Annotated in this window: 14 protein-coding genes and 1 pseudogene; 11 read left to right on the top strand and 4 right to left on the bottom strand. The window is 64.1% G+C overall.

The features are described from left to right. Positions 1 to 517: 517 nt before the first annotated feature. The 8 genes from ACYVRZ_RS03095 (at position 518) to ACYVRZ_RS03060 (ending at position 6840) form a co-directional block, all read left to right on the top strand. Entirely contained in the window at positions 518 to 838 is a 321-nt protein-coding gene (locus tag ACYVRZ_RS03095) for a hypothetical protein (RefSeq protein WP_461224714.1), read from the top strand. A 10-nt stretch (positions 839 to 848) separates the two neighbouring features. After that, positions 849 to 1376, top strand: coding sequence for a GNAT family N-acetyltransferase (locus ACYVRZ_RS03090; RefSeq protein WP_461224712.1), 528 nt, complete (start codon positions 849 to 851; stop codon positions 1374 to 1376). 128 nt (positions 1377 to 1504) lie between these two features. Continuing rightward, complete coding sequence (locus ACYVRZ_RS03085) at positions 1505 to 2476, top strand: UbiA family prenyltransferase (RefSeq protein ID WP_461224710.1); 972 nt, start codon at positions 1505 to 1507, stop codon at positions 2474 to 2476. 12 nt (positions 2477 to 2488) lie between these two features. Beyond that, complete coding sequence (locus ACYVRZ_RS03080; RefSeq protein ID WP_461224708.1) at positions 2489 to 3457, top strand: ABC transporter substrate-binding protein; 969 nt, start codon at positions 2489 to 2491, stop codon at positions 3455 to 3457. After that, complete coding sequence (locus tag ACYVRZ_RS03075; RefSeq protein WP_461224706.1) at positions 3454 to 4197, top strand: ATP-binding cassette domain-containing protein; 744 nt, start codon at positions 3454 to 3456, stop codon at positions 4195 to 4197. Before ACYVRZ_RS03080 ends, ACYVRZ_RS03075 begins: the two co-directional genes overlap by 4 nt. Then, the gene (locus tag ACYVRZ_RS03070) at positions 4185 to 5105 is read left to right on the top strand and encodes an ABC transporter permease (RefSeq protein WP_461224704.1); all 921 of its coding nucleotides are present in this window, start codon (positions 4185 to 4187) and stop codon (positions 5103 to 5105) included. The genes ACYVRZ_RS03075 and ACYVRZ_RS03070 overlap by 13 nt, the downstream gene beginning before the upstream one ends. A 100-nt stretch (positions 5106 to 5205) precedes the next feature. Beyond that, positions 5206 to 5784 carry a WxL domain-containing protein gene (locus ACYVRZ_RS03065; RefSeq protein WP_461224702.1) on the top strand — a complete coding sequence of 193 codons (579 nt, stop codon included), beginning with the start codon at positions 5206 to 5208 and terminating at the stop codon, positions 5782 to 5784. 54 nt (positions 5785 to 5838) lie between these two features. Next, a complete protein-coding gene (locus ACYVRZ_RS03060; RefSeq protein ID WP_461224700.1) occupies positions 5839 to 6840 on the top strand; it encodes a WxL protein peptidoglycan domain-containing protein in 1002 nt (333 codons plus the stop codon). 140 nt (positions 6841 to 6980) lie between these two features. Here ACYVRZ_RS03060 and ACYVRZ_RS03055 read toward each other — a convergent pair whose 3' ends face one another. From ACYVRZ_RS03055 to ACYVRZ_RS03040, 4 genes are all read right to left on the bottom strand, one after another. Continuing rightward, entirely contained in the window at positions 6981 to 7301 is a 321-nt protein-coding gene (locus ACYVRZ_RS03055; RefSeq protein ID WP_461224698.1) for a type II toxin-antitoxin system RelE/ParE family toxin, read from the bottom strand. Continuing rightward, positions 7301 to 7558, bottom strand: a complete 258-nt coding sequence (locus tag ACYVRZ_RS03050) for a type II toxin-antitoxin system prevent-host-death family antitoxin (RefSeq protein WP_262315919.1) — start codon at positions 7556 to 7558, stop codon at positions 7301 to 7303. Before ACYVRZ_RS03050 ends, ACYVRZ_RS03055 begins: the two co-directional genes overlap by 1 nt. A gap of 102 nt (positions 7559 to 7660) precedes the next feature. Then, on the bottom strand, positions 7661 to 8725 hold the full coding sequence (locus tag ACYVRZ_RS03045; RefSeq protein WP_461224697.1) for a zinc ribbon domain-containing protein: 1065 nt from the start codon (positions 8723 to 8725) through the stop codon (positions 7661 to 7663). 153 nt (positions 8726 to 8878) lie between these two features. Further along, positions 8879 to 10156: a PTS sugar transporter subunit IIC gene (locus tag ACYVRZ_RS03040; RefSeq protein WP_461224695.1), complete on the bottom strand. Its 1278-nt coding sequence runs from the start codon at positions 10154 to 10156 to the stop codon at positions 8879 to 8881. Positions 10157 to 10364: 208 nt separating this feature from the next. Between ACYVRZ_RS03040 and ACYVRZ_RS03035 the strand changes: the two genes are divergently transcribed. From ACYVRZ_RS03035 to ACYVRZ_RS03025, 3 genes and pseudogenes are all read left to right on the top strand, one after another. Beyond that, a complete protein-coding gene (locus ACYVRZ_RS03035) occupies positions 10365 to 11765 on the top strand; it encodes a sulfatase family protein (protein ID WP_461224693.1) in 1401 nt (466 codons plus the stop codon). A gap of 9 nt (positions 11766 to 11774) precedes the next feature. Next, the gene (gene treR / locus ACYVRZ_RS03030) at positions 11775 to 12485 is read left to right on the top strand and encodes a trehalose operon repressor (protein WP_461224691.1); all 711 of its coding nucleotides are present in this window, start codon (positions 11775 to 11777) and stop codon (positions 12483 to 12485) included. 27 nt (positions 12486 to 12512) lie between these two features. Then, positions 12513 to 14162, top strand: a pseudogene (locus ACYVRZ_RS03025) (alpha,alpha-phosphotrehalase); the annotation flags it as partial. Between the last annotated feature and the right edge of the window lie 156 nt (positions 14163 to 14318).

The raw sequence follows: 14318 nt of genomic DNA, 5'->3' as shown, positions 1-14318 counted from the left end.
TGTAGCAGCCGCAGGGGCCCGGGCGGGGTGGACCGTGAAAGGATGAGCGGCTTTCGCGCCACTCATCCCGGCAGATTTAGAGACGGGGCAGCCGCAACGCGGCTCCGGCTCTAAATCTAGGTCGGAGCCCGTTTCGGGCGGAGACCGGCCGCACAGCCCGACCCGCCCGGGACCCGGAGGCCGCAACCCGACCCACTAACTGCGCTCGGCTCCACCCTCTCCATAAACGGGTTCCGCCAGCCAACGCGAGCTCGAATAGCTACGCCGCGTCGCTTGGGCCAAGCCCGGGCCCATGTGACACGGCTAGGCTATTCGCCTCGCTAAACCCGGCTTGCTCCACCCTCTACCTAAACGGGTTCCCCCGAGCAACGCGGGTGCGGCTTGCGACGCCCGAGCGCCGAGGCAAAGACCGCCTCACCGCTCGGGCTAGGCAACCCAACCCGCTAACTGCGCTCGGCTCCACCCTCTCCATTATACGTGATATACTTAGTGAAACCATTGAAAAGAGGTCCCGGCAATGCCTGCCTTTGAATCCAAGTTTCCCGGCGGCGAGTTCGCCGCGTTTTCCACTGCCAAGATGTCGTACTTTTTGCCGGTGCGTGAGAACATCGACCGCGCGGCCATCGACACCTTCTTCGGCGACGACGCCAAGTTCGTCGCGCTGACGCCGCTGCCGTCGGTTGAGCTGCACGTGCCCAACTCCGACGCGCAGATTGCCACGCCCGGCGACCTGATCGCGAAGTTCGCCAACGGCAAGTACAAGGTAATGAACGAGGCCTACTACCACAAGAACTTCAACGATCCGATCACCGACCCGCAGGACAACGGCATCTTCTAGGAGGCGCGACATGGCCCATTTTGAAAAATACCACCCGCTGCTGTCGGCGCATTACCAGCTCGACTGGCTGACGCTGTTTCGCCTCAAGGACGTCCACGCCCTTCGCGCCGACGCCGTGCAGGCCGCGCTGTCCGGGCGTGAGGTCGACGCGACCATCGAGGCCACCGCGCGGTACGTCAACCGCTCGATGCAGCTGGTGATGGGCGACCAGGCCCTGCTGTACGGCATCGGCGACCGCACCACCGGCGCCTTTCTCGGCAGCATCTGCCTGTGGAACTTCGATGAAGCGAAAACCACGGCGCAGTTGCGCTTCGAGGCGCTAGCGACCACGCCGGCTGCCGTGATGGCCGAGGTGTTGCCGCGGGTGACGGGGTTCGCGTTCTTCGAGCTCGGCCTGCAATCGCTGTTCGTGGTGGTGCCGGAAGAGGCCGCCGCGGCCCGGGCACTGCTGGCCGCCAACCACTTCACGGCAGACACGAACGGCCGGCTGGTGCTGACCGCGGCCAACGTGGCCGAAGACCCGGCCTTCCAATTCTAAAATTAAATCGGCGTAAAAATGAGGGGCGGCGCCTCTCATTTTTTTGTGCAATTGTGTACAAACCCCGCCGGCTCACGTAGACTGGATGAGTGTTGGCAACGCTTCGCTGCCGCGACGGGAGGATTCGCATGCACGAGACAACGCCTTACAACAAGCTCACCTTGCCCCTATTCCTGCAGCTGATTCGGCTGCCGGTCAAGCTGGCCTCGGTGATGCCCTTCGCCCTGGGGACGCTTTACGCCTGGTACGACCAGCGCGGCTTCAACTGGGTGAACACGCTGATCTACTTTGTGGGTCAGATGAGCATTGCCTGCTTTGTCACCGGCTTCAACAATGTGCAGGATTTCTACAAGTCCCACGACGAAGATTACCGGCAAAACGGCAACATCATCGGCACCGCTCACCTGAACCCCCGGCGCATCATGGCGCTGATGCTGACGCTTTTGGGCGTGGCCATCTGCGCCGGGCTGGTGCTGGTGGTTCGCACCGACCTCGTGCTGCTGGTCATCGGGGCGACGGCCATCGCCATCGCGATTTTCTACACCTTCGGGCCGATGCCGATTTCGCGGCTGCCGATCGGCGAGCTGGTCTCCAGCATGACCGAGGGCTTCGGGACCTTTTTCATCGCCTACTTCGTCAACGTCCCGCACCGGCCGCTGGGGCTTGACCTGAGCTGGCGAGCGTTCGCCTTGCACGGCGACATTCCGACCATCGCCAAGCTGCTGTTGGTCGCCGCGCCGATCATCGTGCTGGAGGCCAACATCATGTTCGCCAACAACATCGGCGACATTCAAGAAGACATCACCAACCACCGGGCGACCCTGGCCGTGTACCTCGGCCACGACCGGTCGCTGGCGATTTACCGCTGGGTGCCGGTGGCCGCCTACGTCGCGATTGTGGCGGCCGTGGCGCTTGGGCTGATGCCTTGGCCGACGCTTTTGGTGCTGGGGCTTTGGCCGGTGATTCACAAGAACATCCGGCGCTTTTTAGCCGTGCAAGTGCGGCGGCTCACATTCAAAACCGCCGTCAACAACCTGCTGCTGACCGCCGGCGCCGAGGTCTTGGTGCTGATTGGTTGGACCATCTGGAAACTTTTTTAGGAGGAGATTCGAATGAAGAAACTTGGGTTGGGGCTGGGTACCCTGCTGATTGCAACGCTGCTGGTCGCCTGTGCCCCCAAGGAAAGCAGCCTGAAAGAGTCGGCGAGCAAGACACCGACCGCCAAAACGGCGAAGACGGTCGACCTGACCCTCGGCACGATGTCGGCGCCGGAGTCGATTCCCTTGTACCTGGCGCAGAAGAAGGGCTACTTCAAGGCCCAGCACCTCAACGTCACGCTGCAGAACTTCAAGTCGCCCAAGGAGCGTGACGCCGCGGTGGCCAGCGGCCAGCTCGACGGCGCCGTGACCGACGTCGTGACCCTGGCCGCCTACCAAAACGGCAAGCTGGGCTGGAAAATCGCCACGGGTCTGAACGGCTCCTTCGGCATCCTGACCAACCAGCCGAGCATCAAGACCGTGGCCGACCTGAAGGGGAAAACGGTCGCGACCATGCCCCACCAGACCCCGACCTTCTACCTTGATCAGGAGCTCGCAAAAGTCGGCCTGAGTGAAAAAGACGTCAAACTCAGCGAGGTCGCCCAGATTCCCGCCCGCATCCAGCTGTGCCTGGACCGCAAAATCGACGCGATGATCGTTCCCGACCCGTTCATGGCGATTGCCAAGGCCAAGGGGGCCCGGGTGATTGCGCAAAGCGACCCGGTCGCCTACCAAACCACGATCCTGGCCGTCGCCCCGGGCCTCGCCAAGAACAAGCCGGTCGCCAGGCGCGTTTTGGCCGCCTACAACCGGGCGGTCCAGACGCTCAACGCCGGCCAGGCCGCCGACTTCCAGGGCATTTTGACCCAAGACATCGGCTACCCCGCCGCCTTGGCGCCTAAGGTTGAACTGGTCCACTACACGAAGGCGCATGCCGTCAAGCCGGCGGTGCTCAAGGCCGCCTTCGCCTACGCTAAGTCCGAAGGGGTCACCGCCACCACCTTGGACCCCGCGGCCGTCTCGCTGAGCGGCGTGACCGAATGAAACTGACCGTCTCCGCTCTCACCGTCGATCGCGGCGCCACACGGGTGCTGGATGCGCTGAGCTTCACCGTCGCCGACCGCGGCATTTTGGCGGTGCTGGGCCCCAGCGGCACGGGCAAAACGACGCTGATCGACGCCCTCACCCGCCAGGTGACGGCCACCGGCACGGTGCTGCTTGATGGGACGCCAATCGACCCGCGGCAGCACCACCTGGCCGTGGTGCCGCAGGACTACGGGCTGCTGCCCTGGGCCACGGTCGGCCAAAACGTGACCCTCGCCCGGCGCCTCAACCAGCACCGCCGCCTGGATGCGGCCCAAAGCGCCGCGGCGAACCAGGTGATGGCGGCGCTTGGCATCGCCGACCTGGCGGCTCGCTACCCCGCCGCGTTGAGCGGCGGCCAGCGCCAGCGCGTGGCGCTGGCCCGGGCGTTCGCCCAGGCACCGGACCTGTTGATGCTCGACGAGGCCTTTGCCGCCTTGGACCCGGTGGTCAAGGCCAAGGCCTACCGCCTGTTTGCGGCCCAGTTGCAGGCGCGACCGGTGACCACGCTGTTGATCACCCACGACCTCGAGGAGGCGCTGTTGCTGGGCGATTCGCTGCTGCTCTTGAACCACGGCCAGGGCCAGTGCCGGGCCAATCCGCTGGCGGCGGTGCCACCAGTGTCCCGGCCGCAGCGGCCGGACTACTACCAGGCGGTGGCGGCGCTGCGCCAGGAGGTGGAAGCGACATGGCAGGACTGAAAACCAAGCGTGACGAGACAACGAACGACCCGACACCTGAACCCGCGGCGCGTGGGACGGCGGCCGGCCCGGCAAGCGAGGGTGCGGCCGCCGGTGTGATCCCCGGTACGAACCCCGCTGCCGGTCGCGGTGCGGCCGCCGGCGTGACCCCCGGCAGCGAACCCGGCGGCTGGCGCCGGGCCGGCCAGTCCCTGGGGGCGCTGCTCGGGCTGCACGTGCTGTGGCTGATCGCGGCCTGGCTGATCAACAAGCCGGTGCTGCCAACTCCCATCACCGTTTACGCCGCGCTGCCGCAGCTGGCGACCCACCAGATCGGCTGGCACCTGTATTTTTCGCTGTACCGGCTGGGCTGGAGCCTGGGCTGGGCGGCGCTGATCGGGGTACCTTTGGGCATCGCCATCGTGCGGCTGCCGCGACTCGGCGCCTGGCTCGACCCGGTGGTGTACATGACCTACCCGCTGCCCAAGATTGCGCTGTTGCCGGTGGTGATGCTGCTGGCCGGCCTGGGTGACGCGGCCAAAATCATCATGATCGCGCTGATCACGGTATTTCAGATCATCATCTCGGTGCGAGACGCGGTGCGGCAGGTGCCGGACAGCCTGTACAAACAGCTGCGGGTGGCCGGCGCGACGCGGCTTGAGCTGTTTCGCTTTGCGACCTGGCCGGCCAGCTTGGCCGGGGTGCTGTCGGCCCTGCGCATCGCGCTGGGCACCGCGATCGCCACGCTGTTTTTCACCGAGGTTTACGGGACGAACTACGGGCTGGGCTACTTCATCATGGACGAGTGGAACCGCCTGGATTACCCGCTGATGTACGCCGGCATCGTGGTGCTGGCGGCGGTGGCCTTCGCGCTGTTCGCCGGCCTCAACGCGGTGGAGCGGTACGTGCTGCGGTGGCAGCGCGGCTGATCATCATAACATAAAGCGCATTCATTGCCTTAACAAAAACTAATTCATGCGTTACACTAATCCATGAAGGCAGCACGACTGCCCGAATGGAGGCATTGTCATGAAAAATATTAAGTTCCTGATTTGCGGTGTAATTCTCGCCGCCGGACTGCTGACGCTTCCAACGACCGTTCACGCGGCGGATCAAACGCAAAATTCCAACGTTAACATCGACATCACCGGCAACAAGGACGGGGCCTTGACCCTGGACCAGGTGCCGGACCTCGACTTCACCAGCACGGCCGACAAGCTGAACGAGCGGCTGCACGGCACGGCCACGCAACCGGTCAAGGTCTCCGACACCCGCGGCACCGGCGCCGGCTGGCAGCTGGCGGCGACGCTCGGCGCAGTCACCAAGCCAAGCGGTGTCACGCTTGACCTGCAGTTCAACTCCAACAAGCTGACCGGCGACGCCAGCGTCTTCGGCGGGGCCGCTGCGGTCGGCAGCGCCGCCGGGATGCCAACCGGCACCGCGTCGCAGCTGATTGTGGCCGCCCCCGGCACCGGCATGGGCACCACCCAGCTGGACTTCAACAACCTGACGCTCGGGGTCACTAACCTACCGGCAACGGCCGGGACCTACAGCGCCCCGATCACCTGGACGCTCAGTGATACGCAGACCTCAAGCTCAAGTAATTAATTTTCAGTAAAAAGGCCCTGGTGGCCTTTTTATTTTTCAACAAAGGAGAAGCCCATGAAGCACCTGCTTATGATTGCCGCTGTTCTGCTCGGCACCGCGCTGCTGGCGCCGGTCCAACCCACCCACGCGCTGGTCAACGACTTCAGCGCCAAGGCGGTGCTGCCGGCCGACAACGCCGCCGGCAAGTCCTACCTGGCGCTGACGTTGACCCCGAGCCGCACTCGGACCCTCACCGTGGCGGTCACCAACACTGCCACCACCGCCCAGCGGCTGCAGGTGGCCGCGGCCAACGCCGTCACCAACCCCACCGGCATGATCACCTACGATCAAGGCACCGCACAGACGGCGCCCAGCCACCTCAGCTTCACCCAGATGCTCGGCCCCGACCGCACCCAAACCGTGCGGGTGGGACCCGGTGCGACCCGCCGCGTCAGCTTCACGCTGACCGTCCCGCGGCGCCGCTTCGCCGGGCTGGTGCTCGGCGCCTTCAACGTCACCTCCCGCACCGCGGCGGCCAAGGCCAAGCATCAGGCCGGGTTCGCCAACCTCGCCAATTACGTCATCGGCGTGTCGCTGCAGGAGGTCGCCAAAATGCCGGTCCCACGGCTTTCGCTGAACCGCGTTCGCTACCACTACAGCGGTTCACCGGCGCTTGCGCTGACCTTCACCAACGCCGCGCCGGTGATCATCGGCAACGCCACGATGCGGCTGCGGCTCACGTCGGTCGGCAAGCGTCCCACCACGGTGCGGCGCCGCCAGCTGGCCTTCGCCCCCAGCAACCGTTTCACCCTGAAGCAGCCGCTGGCCACGGCCGGGCTGGCGGCCGGCCGCTACCGCCTGGTCGCCACCGTCGTTGGCGACAACGGCCGCTGGCGCTTCACCCGTGGCTTCACCGTGTCGGCCAAGGCCGGCCGCCAGGCGACTGTCAAGCGCGTTCGCGCAGCCTGGCGCAGCCACTGGTCAACCTACCTGATGCGGCTAATCGACCTGCTGGCCGTGCTGATCGTAGCCGGCTACCTGCTGCGCAAGCTGCTGAAGTGGCGGCGCAAGCGCTGAGTCGGGACGGAGAACGACCCGCACGTACCTCGACGCTTGGTAGTCCAAATCTGCAACACCGCTAGGACTCAAGTGACCTTGAACCACTCACACTAAAAAATCGCCAGCTTCCAAATAACCTGGAAGCTGGCGATTTTGCGTCACCACGTCAACACGGCTTCAATCGCCGCTGCAACATCCTGACGATTGTCCAACACGCGCAACACCCGAATCTGCGTCTCATCTATCGCCAGCAGAAACGTGTTTCGCTGAGTGCGGTAGAAGTATCCCGGAACCGCAACGGAAAGATTCAGCACCGAAAACGGTCGCGCTAGGCCGGGAAATTGAGCCAGTTTGTTCAAGGACTGCACGAGTTCGTTAATCACGCGTTGTCTGACTTGGCGACCAAATTGCCGATCAAGCGCCTGCTGGAGTGCCAGCAAATCCAGTTCAGCACCAGCCGCGACTGTTAAGGCCATCATCACTTGGCCTGCAACTCTGCGATAAAATCGGCAAGCGGTCGCGTCGGCTCCTGAAGTGCTTGGGTCATCATCCGGTTCAACTCAGCCCCCAGCGCCTGGCGCATTAAGCGCTGATACTCGGAGAGGTCCATCACCACGTACTTACCGTAGCCATTCTTGGTCAACGTGATTGCATGGTCAGGGGTCACGTCGGCCAGCAGTTCATTGTACCGCCGTAACTCCGACACCGGTCGAATATCTTGATCTGCGGCCTGCAAGATGTCACCCCCTTTTCGATAAAAGGTACCACGTTTGCTGTAAATTTACAACAAATAAGCAGCACCGTGACCACGAAAAAAGGGCCGTCGCCCTTTTAGGTCCTAGTCGCGCTTGCCTCGCACGTACAGCAGCAGGCCACCGACCACGGCGCCGGCCACGGCAACCACCAGCAGCATGGTCTGGGCCAGCGTGATGTTGCCGATCAGGCCGCGCAGCATGTCGGTGTACTTGCTCAGGCTGCCAAGTGCCGAGTTGTTCAGCCAGTCCGTGCTGGTTTGCGCGGTTTTGAGCAGCTGGCCGACCGAGTAGCTGGTGTTGGGCAGCATCGTGTGTGACAGCTGGAACTTGATGCCGACGTACAGCAAAATGCCGACGGCGGCCGCCCCGAGATCGGTGGTGATCAGCCCAAGCGCCGCCTTCGCGCGGTTTTGCGGCCGAAACCACACCAGCACCCCGACGGCGGCGACGACGATGGCGATCAGCATCATCAACGTGCCGAGGGCCCCGATGCCGTTGGTGATGCCGCTGAGGCCGAGCGACTCGGTGTTGACCCCGGCGTCAAAGGCGATGGTGTTCAGCAGGGTGCTGACGCCGGTGACCACGCGGTGCAAGGCGTTGCCACCGATGAACCACCCGAGCCCGATTAAGACGGTCAAAACCGCCCCGACGCGGGGGTCTTGCGCCACCGCACAGAGCTTCACCCACCAGGCTGGCGCGGCCGCCGGCTGGGTCGCGCTGGCCGGCCGCGTTGCGCTGACTGACTGCGTTGCGCTGGCTGACTGCGTTACGCTGGCCGGCTGCGTTGCGCTGGCTGGCTGCGTTGCGCTCGCCGGGACCGGTGCGTCTGCCGCAGTCGCCGGCGCGGCCGGGGATTCGACCGCATCCGTCGGTTCTGCTGGGGCGGCCGATTCGGTCGAGTCTGGGGCCACCGGCGCCGCTGGGGCGGCCGCTTCGGCCGAGTCTGAGGTCGCCGGCGCCGCCGGGGCGGCCGGTACTGCCGAGTCTGGGGTTGTCGGCGTTGCCGGGGTCGCGCCGCGTTGGGCGTCACCCACCGCCGTAGCGGCGGCTGCTGCCGCCTGCGCCACCTTGGCGCCGCAGCGGGTGCAGAACTTCGCACCGGGCGTCAGCGGGGCGCCGCAATTCGCACAAAATTTAGGGACTGTCATACTATTACCTCCCGAGGCGCCGCACAGGGACCGGCGGCGATTTAACCGTATCATGCCGCATTTTTCCCGGCACGTCAATGTTTCGTCCGACCGCCACGCCAAAAAAGGCAGGCCACCGCGCTTGCGGGGACCTGCCTTCGATGAAATCTGGTGCTAAGCCTGCTTGGCCAACGCCTGCTCCTGTTTGAGCGCCGCCGCGTCGCCGGCCCGGAAGAACGGGTACCACAGCACGGTGTCAAGCACCAGCAGCCCGAGCTGGAACACGCCCAGCTTCCAGCTGCCTTCCATTAAGCCGGCGAAGAAAATCGGCAGTGGCATGCCGAGGATCGTCGCGCCGCTTGGGGCCGGCATCACGCCGACCTTGATCAGCAGGTAGCCGACGATCAGGTTCAGCACCGGCACGAAAATGTACGGAATCGCGTAGATGACGTTGAACACCAGCGGCACCCCGTAGGTCAAAGGCTCGTTGATGCCGAACAGCCCGGCCGGCAGCGCGAGCTTGCCGAGGGCCCCGTACTGCTCGCTTTTGGCGCGAAAGGCCATCAGGAAGTTGAAGCCAAGCGTCGCGCCGCCACCCCCGATGGAGGTGCAAAGGATCCACAGCGCCACCGTCACGATGTTGGGCAGCGGCTGGCCGGCGTTGAAGGCGGCCAGGTTCTGCAGGTCAAGCGGCAGGAACACGGTCAGAAGAATCGGCATCACGACCAGCATGCCGTGGATCCCGATGAACCAGAACAGCCGGGCGACGAAGGTGACCAACAGCAGCGCCCAAATCGAGTTGCCGACGTGGGTAAAAGGCTGCTGAATCAGCGTGTAAACCACGTTGTGAATGGTCTCGAGGCTGGTCAAAGAGAAGACGAAGCGAACCAAAAGCGCGACCAGCAGGATGATGGTGGTCGGCACGATGCTGCCGATCGACTTGGCGACCATCGGCGGCACCTGGTCCGGCAGCCGGAAGGTCCAGTTGTGCTTGATCATGTAGGAGTAGCTGGCCCCAACCGCCAGGCCCAGCAGGATGCCGACGAAGAATCCGGGGGCACCGAGCCAGTCAAAGGCGATGAACGAGGCCTTTTTCTCCACGTGCAGCGGGGTAATCATCAGGAATGCGACCAGGGCCACCAGCGTCGGAATAATGGCATCGAGCTTGTCGCGCGTCACGCGGGTGTAGGTGATGGAAAGGCAGGCGATGATGGCGATAATATTGGTGGTGAACTGGCCCCCGAGTGCGAGAAACGACTTCAGGCCGGCCGCGACCAGCCAATTTTGATACGCGGTGACGGGGAAGTTCGCGATCAGAGACAAAATGGCGCCGACGATGATCAGCGGCAGGACGCCGACCAACCCGTTGGTGATCGTTCGCAGCGTCTTGAGGTTGCTCAACTTTTCGTTGGCCTTCTCAAGCCCCTGGATGAAGCGACTGTTTTCTTTCACTTTGTTGTCCTCCAAGATTGAGTTTGTAACCTGTACGTACAACATCGTAAATCTAACACGGAGGTCCCGCTCTGTCAACGCTTACACCCAAAATAATTTTGGAGTTGCCTGTTCGTACAAGTTGCGGTACCCTTGACGGTGGAACGGCGACCTGTCGGCTTTGCGGCCGCCATTTAGCCACAGGTTAACACGATTGCGAGGTCAGTTTATGAAACCAAATATTGTGATGATTATCTCCCACGACTCCGGGCAGCTGTTCGAACCTTACGGCTACGGCGTCGCCACCCCGGCTTTGGACAAGCTCGCTGACGAAGGGGTCTTGTTCGATCAGTACTTCGCCACGGCGCCGCAGTGCAGCCCCAGCCGCAGCAGCATCCTGACCGGCTGTTACCCGCACACCAATGGCCTGATGGGGCTGGCTCACCTGGGGTTTGCCATCGACAGCCGCTTCACGACGCTGCCCAAGGCGCTGCACGACTTTGGCTACACCAGCACCTTGATCGGCCTCAGCCACGAGACCATCGGCACCCCGCCGCCGGTCGAAGACCGCGTGTTCACCTCTGGCACCGCCTTGGGTTACGACCAGTACATCCCCACGCCGGGGGACCGCACCCCGGACGTCGTCGCCGCGGCGGCCACCTTTTTGGCCAAGCAGTCGCCGAGCCAACCCTTTTACCTCAACCTCGGGTTGTTTGAGACCCACCTACCTTACGACGAATACGCGGCCAAGGGCGACGACCCAAGCGGCGTTCAGGTGCCGCTCGGGCTGCCGGACGACGCGGTGGTGCGAACGGAGGTCTCGCATTACACCGGTGCCGCGCATGTGCTGGACGAAGGCGTCGGCGCCGTCTACGACCTGCTCGAGCAGCACGGGCTGCTTGAGAACACCATTGTGATTTTCACCAACGACCACGGGGCCCCGTTCCCCGGTCACAAGGGGACGCTGCGCCGCACCGGCCTGGCGACTAGCCTGATCGTGCGGCTGCCCGAGCGGCCGGACCTGGCCGGCAAGCGCGAACACGCGCTGTTGAGCAACACCGACCTGCTGCCGACGCTGCTGGACCTGGTCCAAGCCCCCGCCGTACCCGGCATCGCCGGCCGCAGCTTCGCGGCCAGCTTCGATAGCGCGACGGCGGCGCCGGACGGCCACGACTTCGTGTTTGGCGAGCTGACCTGGCACGACGCCTACCACCCGATGCGCAGCATTCGCTCCAAGGACTACAGCTTCGTCAAAAACTTCGCGGATGGGCCGGCGACCTACATGCCCGTCGACATCCACCTGACCGGCCCCGGCGCCGAGATGCGCGAGCAGTTCTACGTTCCCAACGCCCCCGAGGAGCTGTACGACCTGGCCACCGACCCGCTCGAGCAGCACAACCTGGTCGCCAATCCGGCCTACGCCAAGGTCTACCACGACCTTCGCCACCGGCTGCACCAGTGGCTGCTTGAGACTCACGACCCGATTTTGACCCGCACCGTCGCCGGCACTCCGTCCAAGCGCTGGGCCAACGAGATCGCGGCCGGTCGCGCCTACCAGTCGCGCGAGGCCTACGCCTCGGCGCATCACGTCGCGGTCGCGCCTTTCACCACCGACTGGGGCAACGATTAGGAGGCTCACATGGCAAAATTCAACCTGGTTTACCACGACATCAAGACCAAAATCGACGAAGGCATCTACAAGACCAACGCCCTGCTGCCCAGCGAAAACGCGCTGGCCCAGCTCTACGGCGCCTCCCGCGACACGATTCGCCGGGCCCTGGCCCGGCTGCGCGACGAGGGCTTCATCCAGTCGCAGCGCGGCAAGGGCTCGGTGGTCATCAACCAGCAGCAGTACACGTTCCCGGTGTCCGGCGTGGTGTCTTACCACGAGCTGGCCGCGCGGCTGAACCTGAACGCCAAGACCACGCTGATTGAGAAAACCAAGACCAAGCTGCCGGCCAAGGTTTTTGCCTCCATCGACGCCGGCGCCAAGGCGATTCCCGTCACCAAGCTGGTGCGGGTTCGCACGGTCAACGACGAGCCGGTGATCATCGACACCGACTACCTCGACGCCACCGTCATCCCGGACATTCCGGACCAGGCGGCGACCAATTCGATCTACGCGTATTTTGAAGACGAGCTGAAGCTGTCCATCGCCTACTCCAAAAAGGAGATCACGGTGGAAAAGGCGACGCCGCGCGATCAGGAGCTGCTGCACCTGACGGCCAGCGACCCGATTGTCGTGATCCGAAGCGTCTCAAGCCTCGAGGACACGACCCAGTTTCAGTACACGGAATCGCGCCACCGCGCCGACCGCTTCCGCTTCCAGGAGTTCGCCCGGCGCAGCTGACCGTCACCGGACCAGAAAGGAACTGCAATGAGTTTGGCAGACAAAGTCATCTATCAGCTTTACCCCAAGTCGTTTTACGACAGCGACGGCGACGGCATCGGCGACCTGCGCGGCATCATCCAAAAGATCGACTACCTGCGCCGCCTCAACGTCGACATGGTGTGGTTCAATCCCTTCTTCGTCTCGCCGCAGCACGACAACGGCTACGACATCGCCGATTACTACCGCATCGACCCGCGCTTCGGCACGATGCAGGACTTCACCGACCTGGTCGCCGCCCTGCACGAGACCGGCATCGGCGTGATGCTGGACATGGTCTTGAACCACACCAGCACCGCCCATGCCTGGTTCCAAAAGGCCCTGGCCGGCGACCCCTACTACCAGGCATTCTACCTGATTCGCGACCCCAAGCCGGACGGCAGCCTGCCGACCAACTGGGAGTCCAAGTTCGGCGGTCCGGCCTGGGCCCCGTTCGGCGACACCGGCAAGTACTACCTGCACCTGTACGACGTCAGCCAAGCCGACCTCGACTGGCGCAACCCCAACGTTCGCAAGGCCGCGGCCGCCATCGTGAACTTCTGGCGAGAAAAGGGCGTCCAAGGTTTTCGCTTCGACGTCTTGAACGTGATCGGCAAGGACCCCTTGCTCCAAGATGCGCCGCCCGGTGTGGAAAGCAAGACGCTTTACACCGACAAGCCGATCGTGCAGACCTATATCAAGGCGCTGGCCGAAAGCAGCTTCGGCCAAGACGCCGACGCGGTGACGGTCGGTGAGATGAGCTCGACGACGCTGCCCAACGCGGTGGCCTACACCCGCCCGGCCAACCACGAGCTGAGCATGGTGTTTCAGTTCCACCACCTCAAAACCGACTACCAAAACGGCAGCAAGTGGACCCTGATGCGCTACGACTTCGACCAGCTCCGGATCGTTTTGCACCACTGGGGCGCGGGGCTGGCCAAGGCCGGCGGCTGGCAGGCGCTGTTTTGGAACAACCACGACCAGCCGCGAGCCCTCAACCGCTTCGGCGACGTCACCCGCTACCGGGTGCGGTCGGCGCAGCTTCTGGCCGCCAGCATCCACCTGTCCCGCGGTACCCCGTACATCTACATGGGCGAGGAGATCGGCATGTGCGACCCCGACTACCGCAGCATCGATGACTACGTGGATGTCGAAACCGTCAACGCCTACCACCTGCTGGTGCAGGCCGGCAAGACGCCGGCGGAGGCCTTCGCCATCGTCAAGGCCAAAAACCGCGACAACAGCCGCACCCCGATGCAGTGGACCGCCGGCGCCAACGCCGGCTTCACCACCGGCACCCCGTGGCTGCGGCCGACCAACCAGGCGACGATCAACGTCGAGGCCGAGCTCGCTCACGGCCAGATTTTCCCGTTCTACCAGCGGCTGATTCACCTGCGCAAAACCCAGCCGGTGATCCAAACCGGCGACTACCGCCCCTTCGGCACCACCATCGCCTGGCTTTACGCCTACCAACGCACCACCGCGACCCAGGCGCTTTTGGTCCTCAACAACTTCGCCGACCACCCGATCACGGTGCCGCTGCCGGCTGCCTGGCTGGCCTCGGACTGCCGGGTCCTGATTCAAAACGTCGCCCCGAGCTGGCACCAGGCGGCGGTGACCCTGCCGGCCTTCGCCACCCTGGCGCTGCTGCGCGACGCAACGGCGGCCGACAAGGCGACGACCGGCGACACGGTGAAGGCCGCCGATGAGGCGAAGGCTGCCGATGGGGCGAAGAATGCCGAGGAGGCGAAGACCAGAGACGGGGCGGAGGCCGCTGTTGAGCCGAAGACTGCCGACGGGGCGAAGACTGCCGAT

Source organism: Lacticaseibacillus suihuaensis, assembly GCF_054785075.1.
This window is presented reverse-complemented; position numbering and strand designations above follow the sequence as displayed.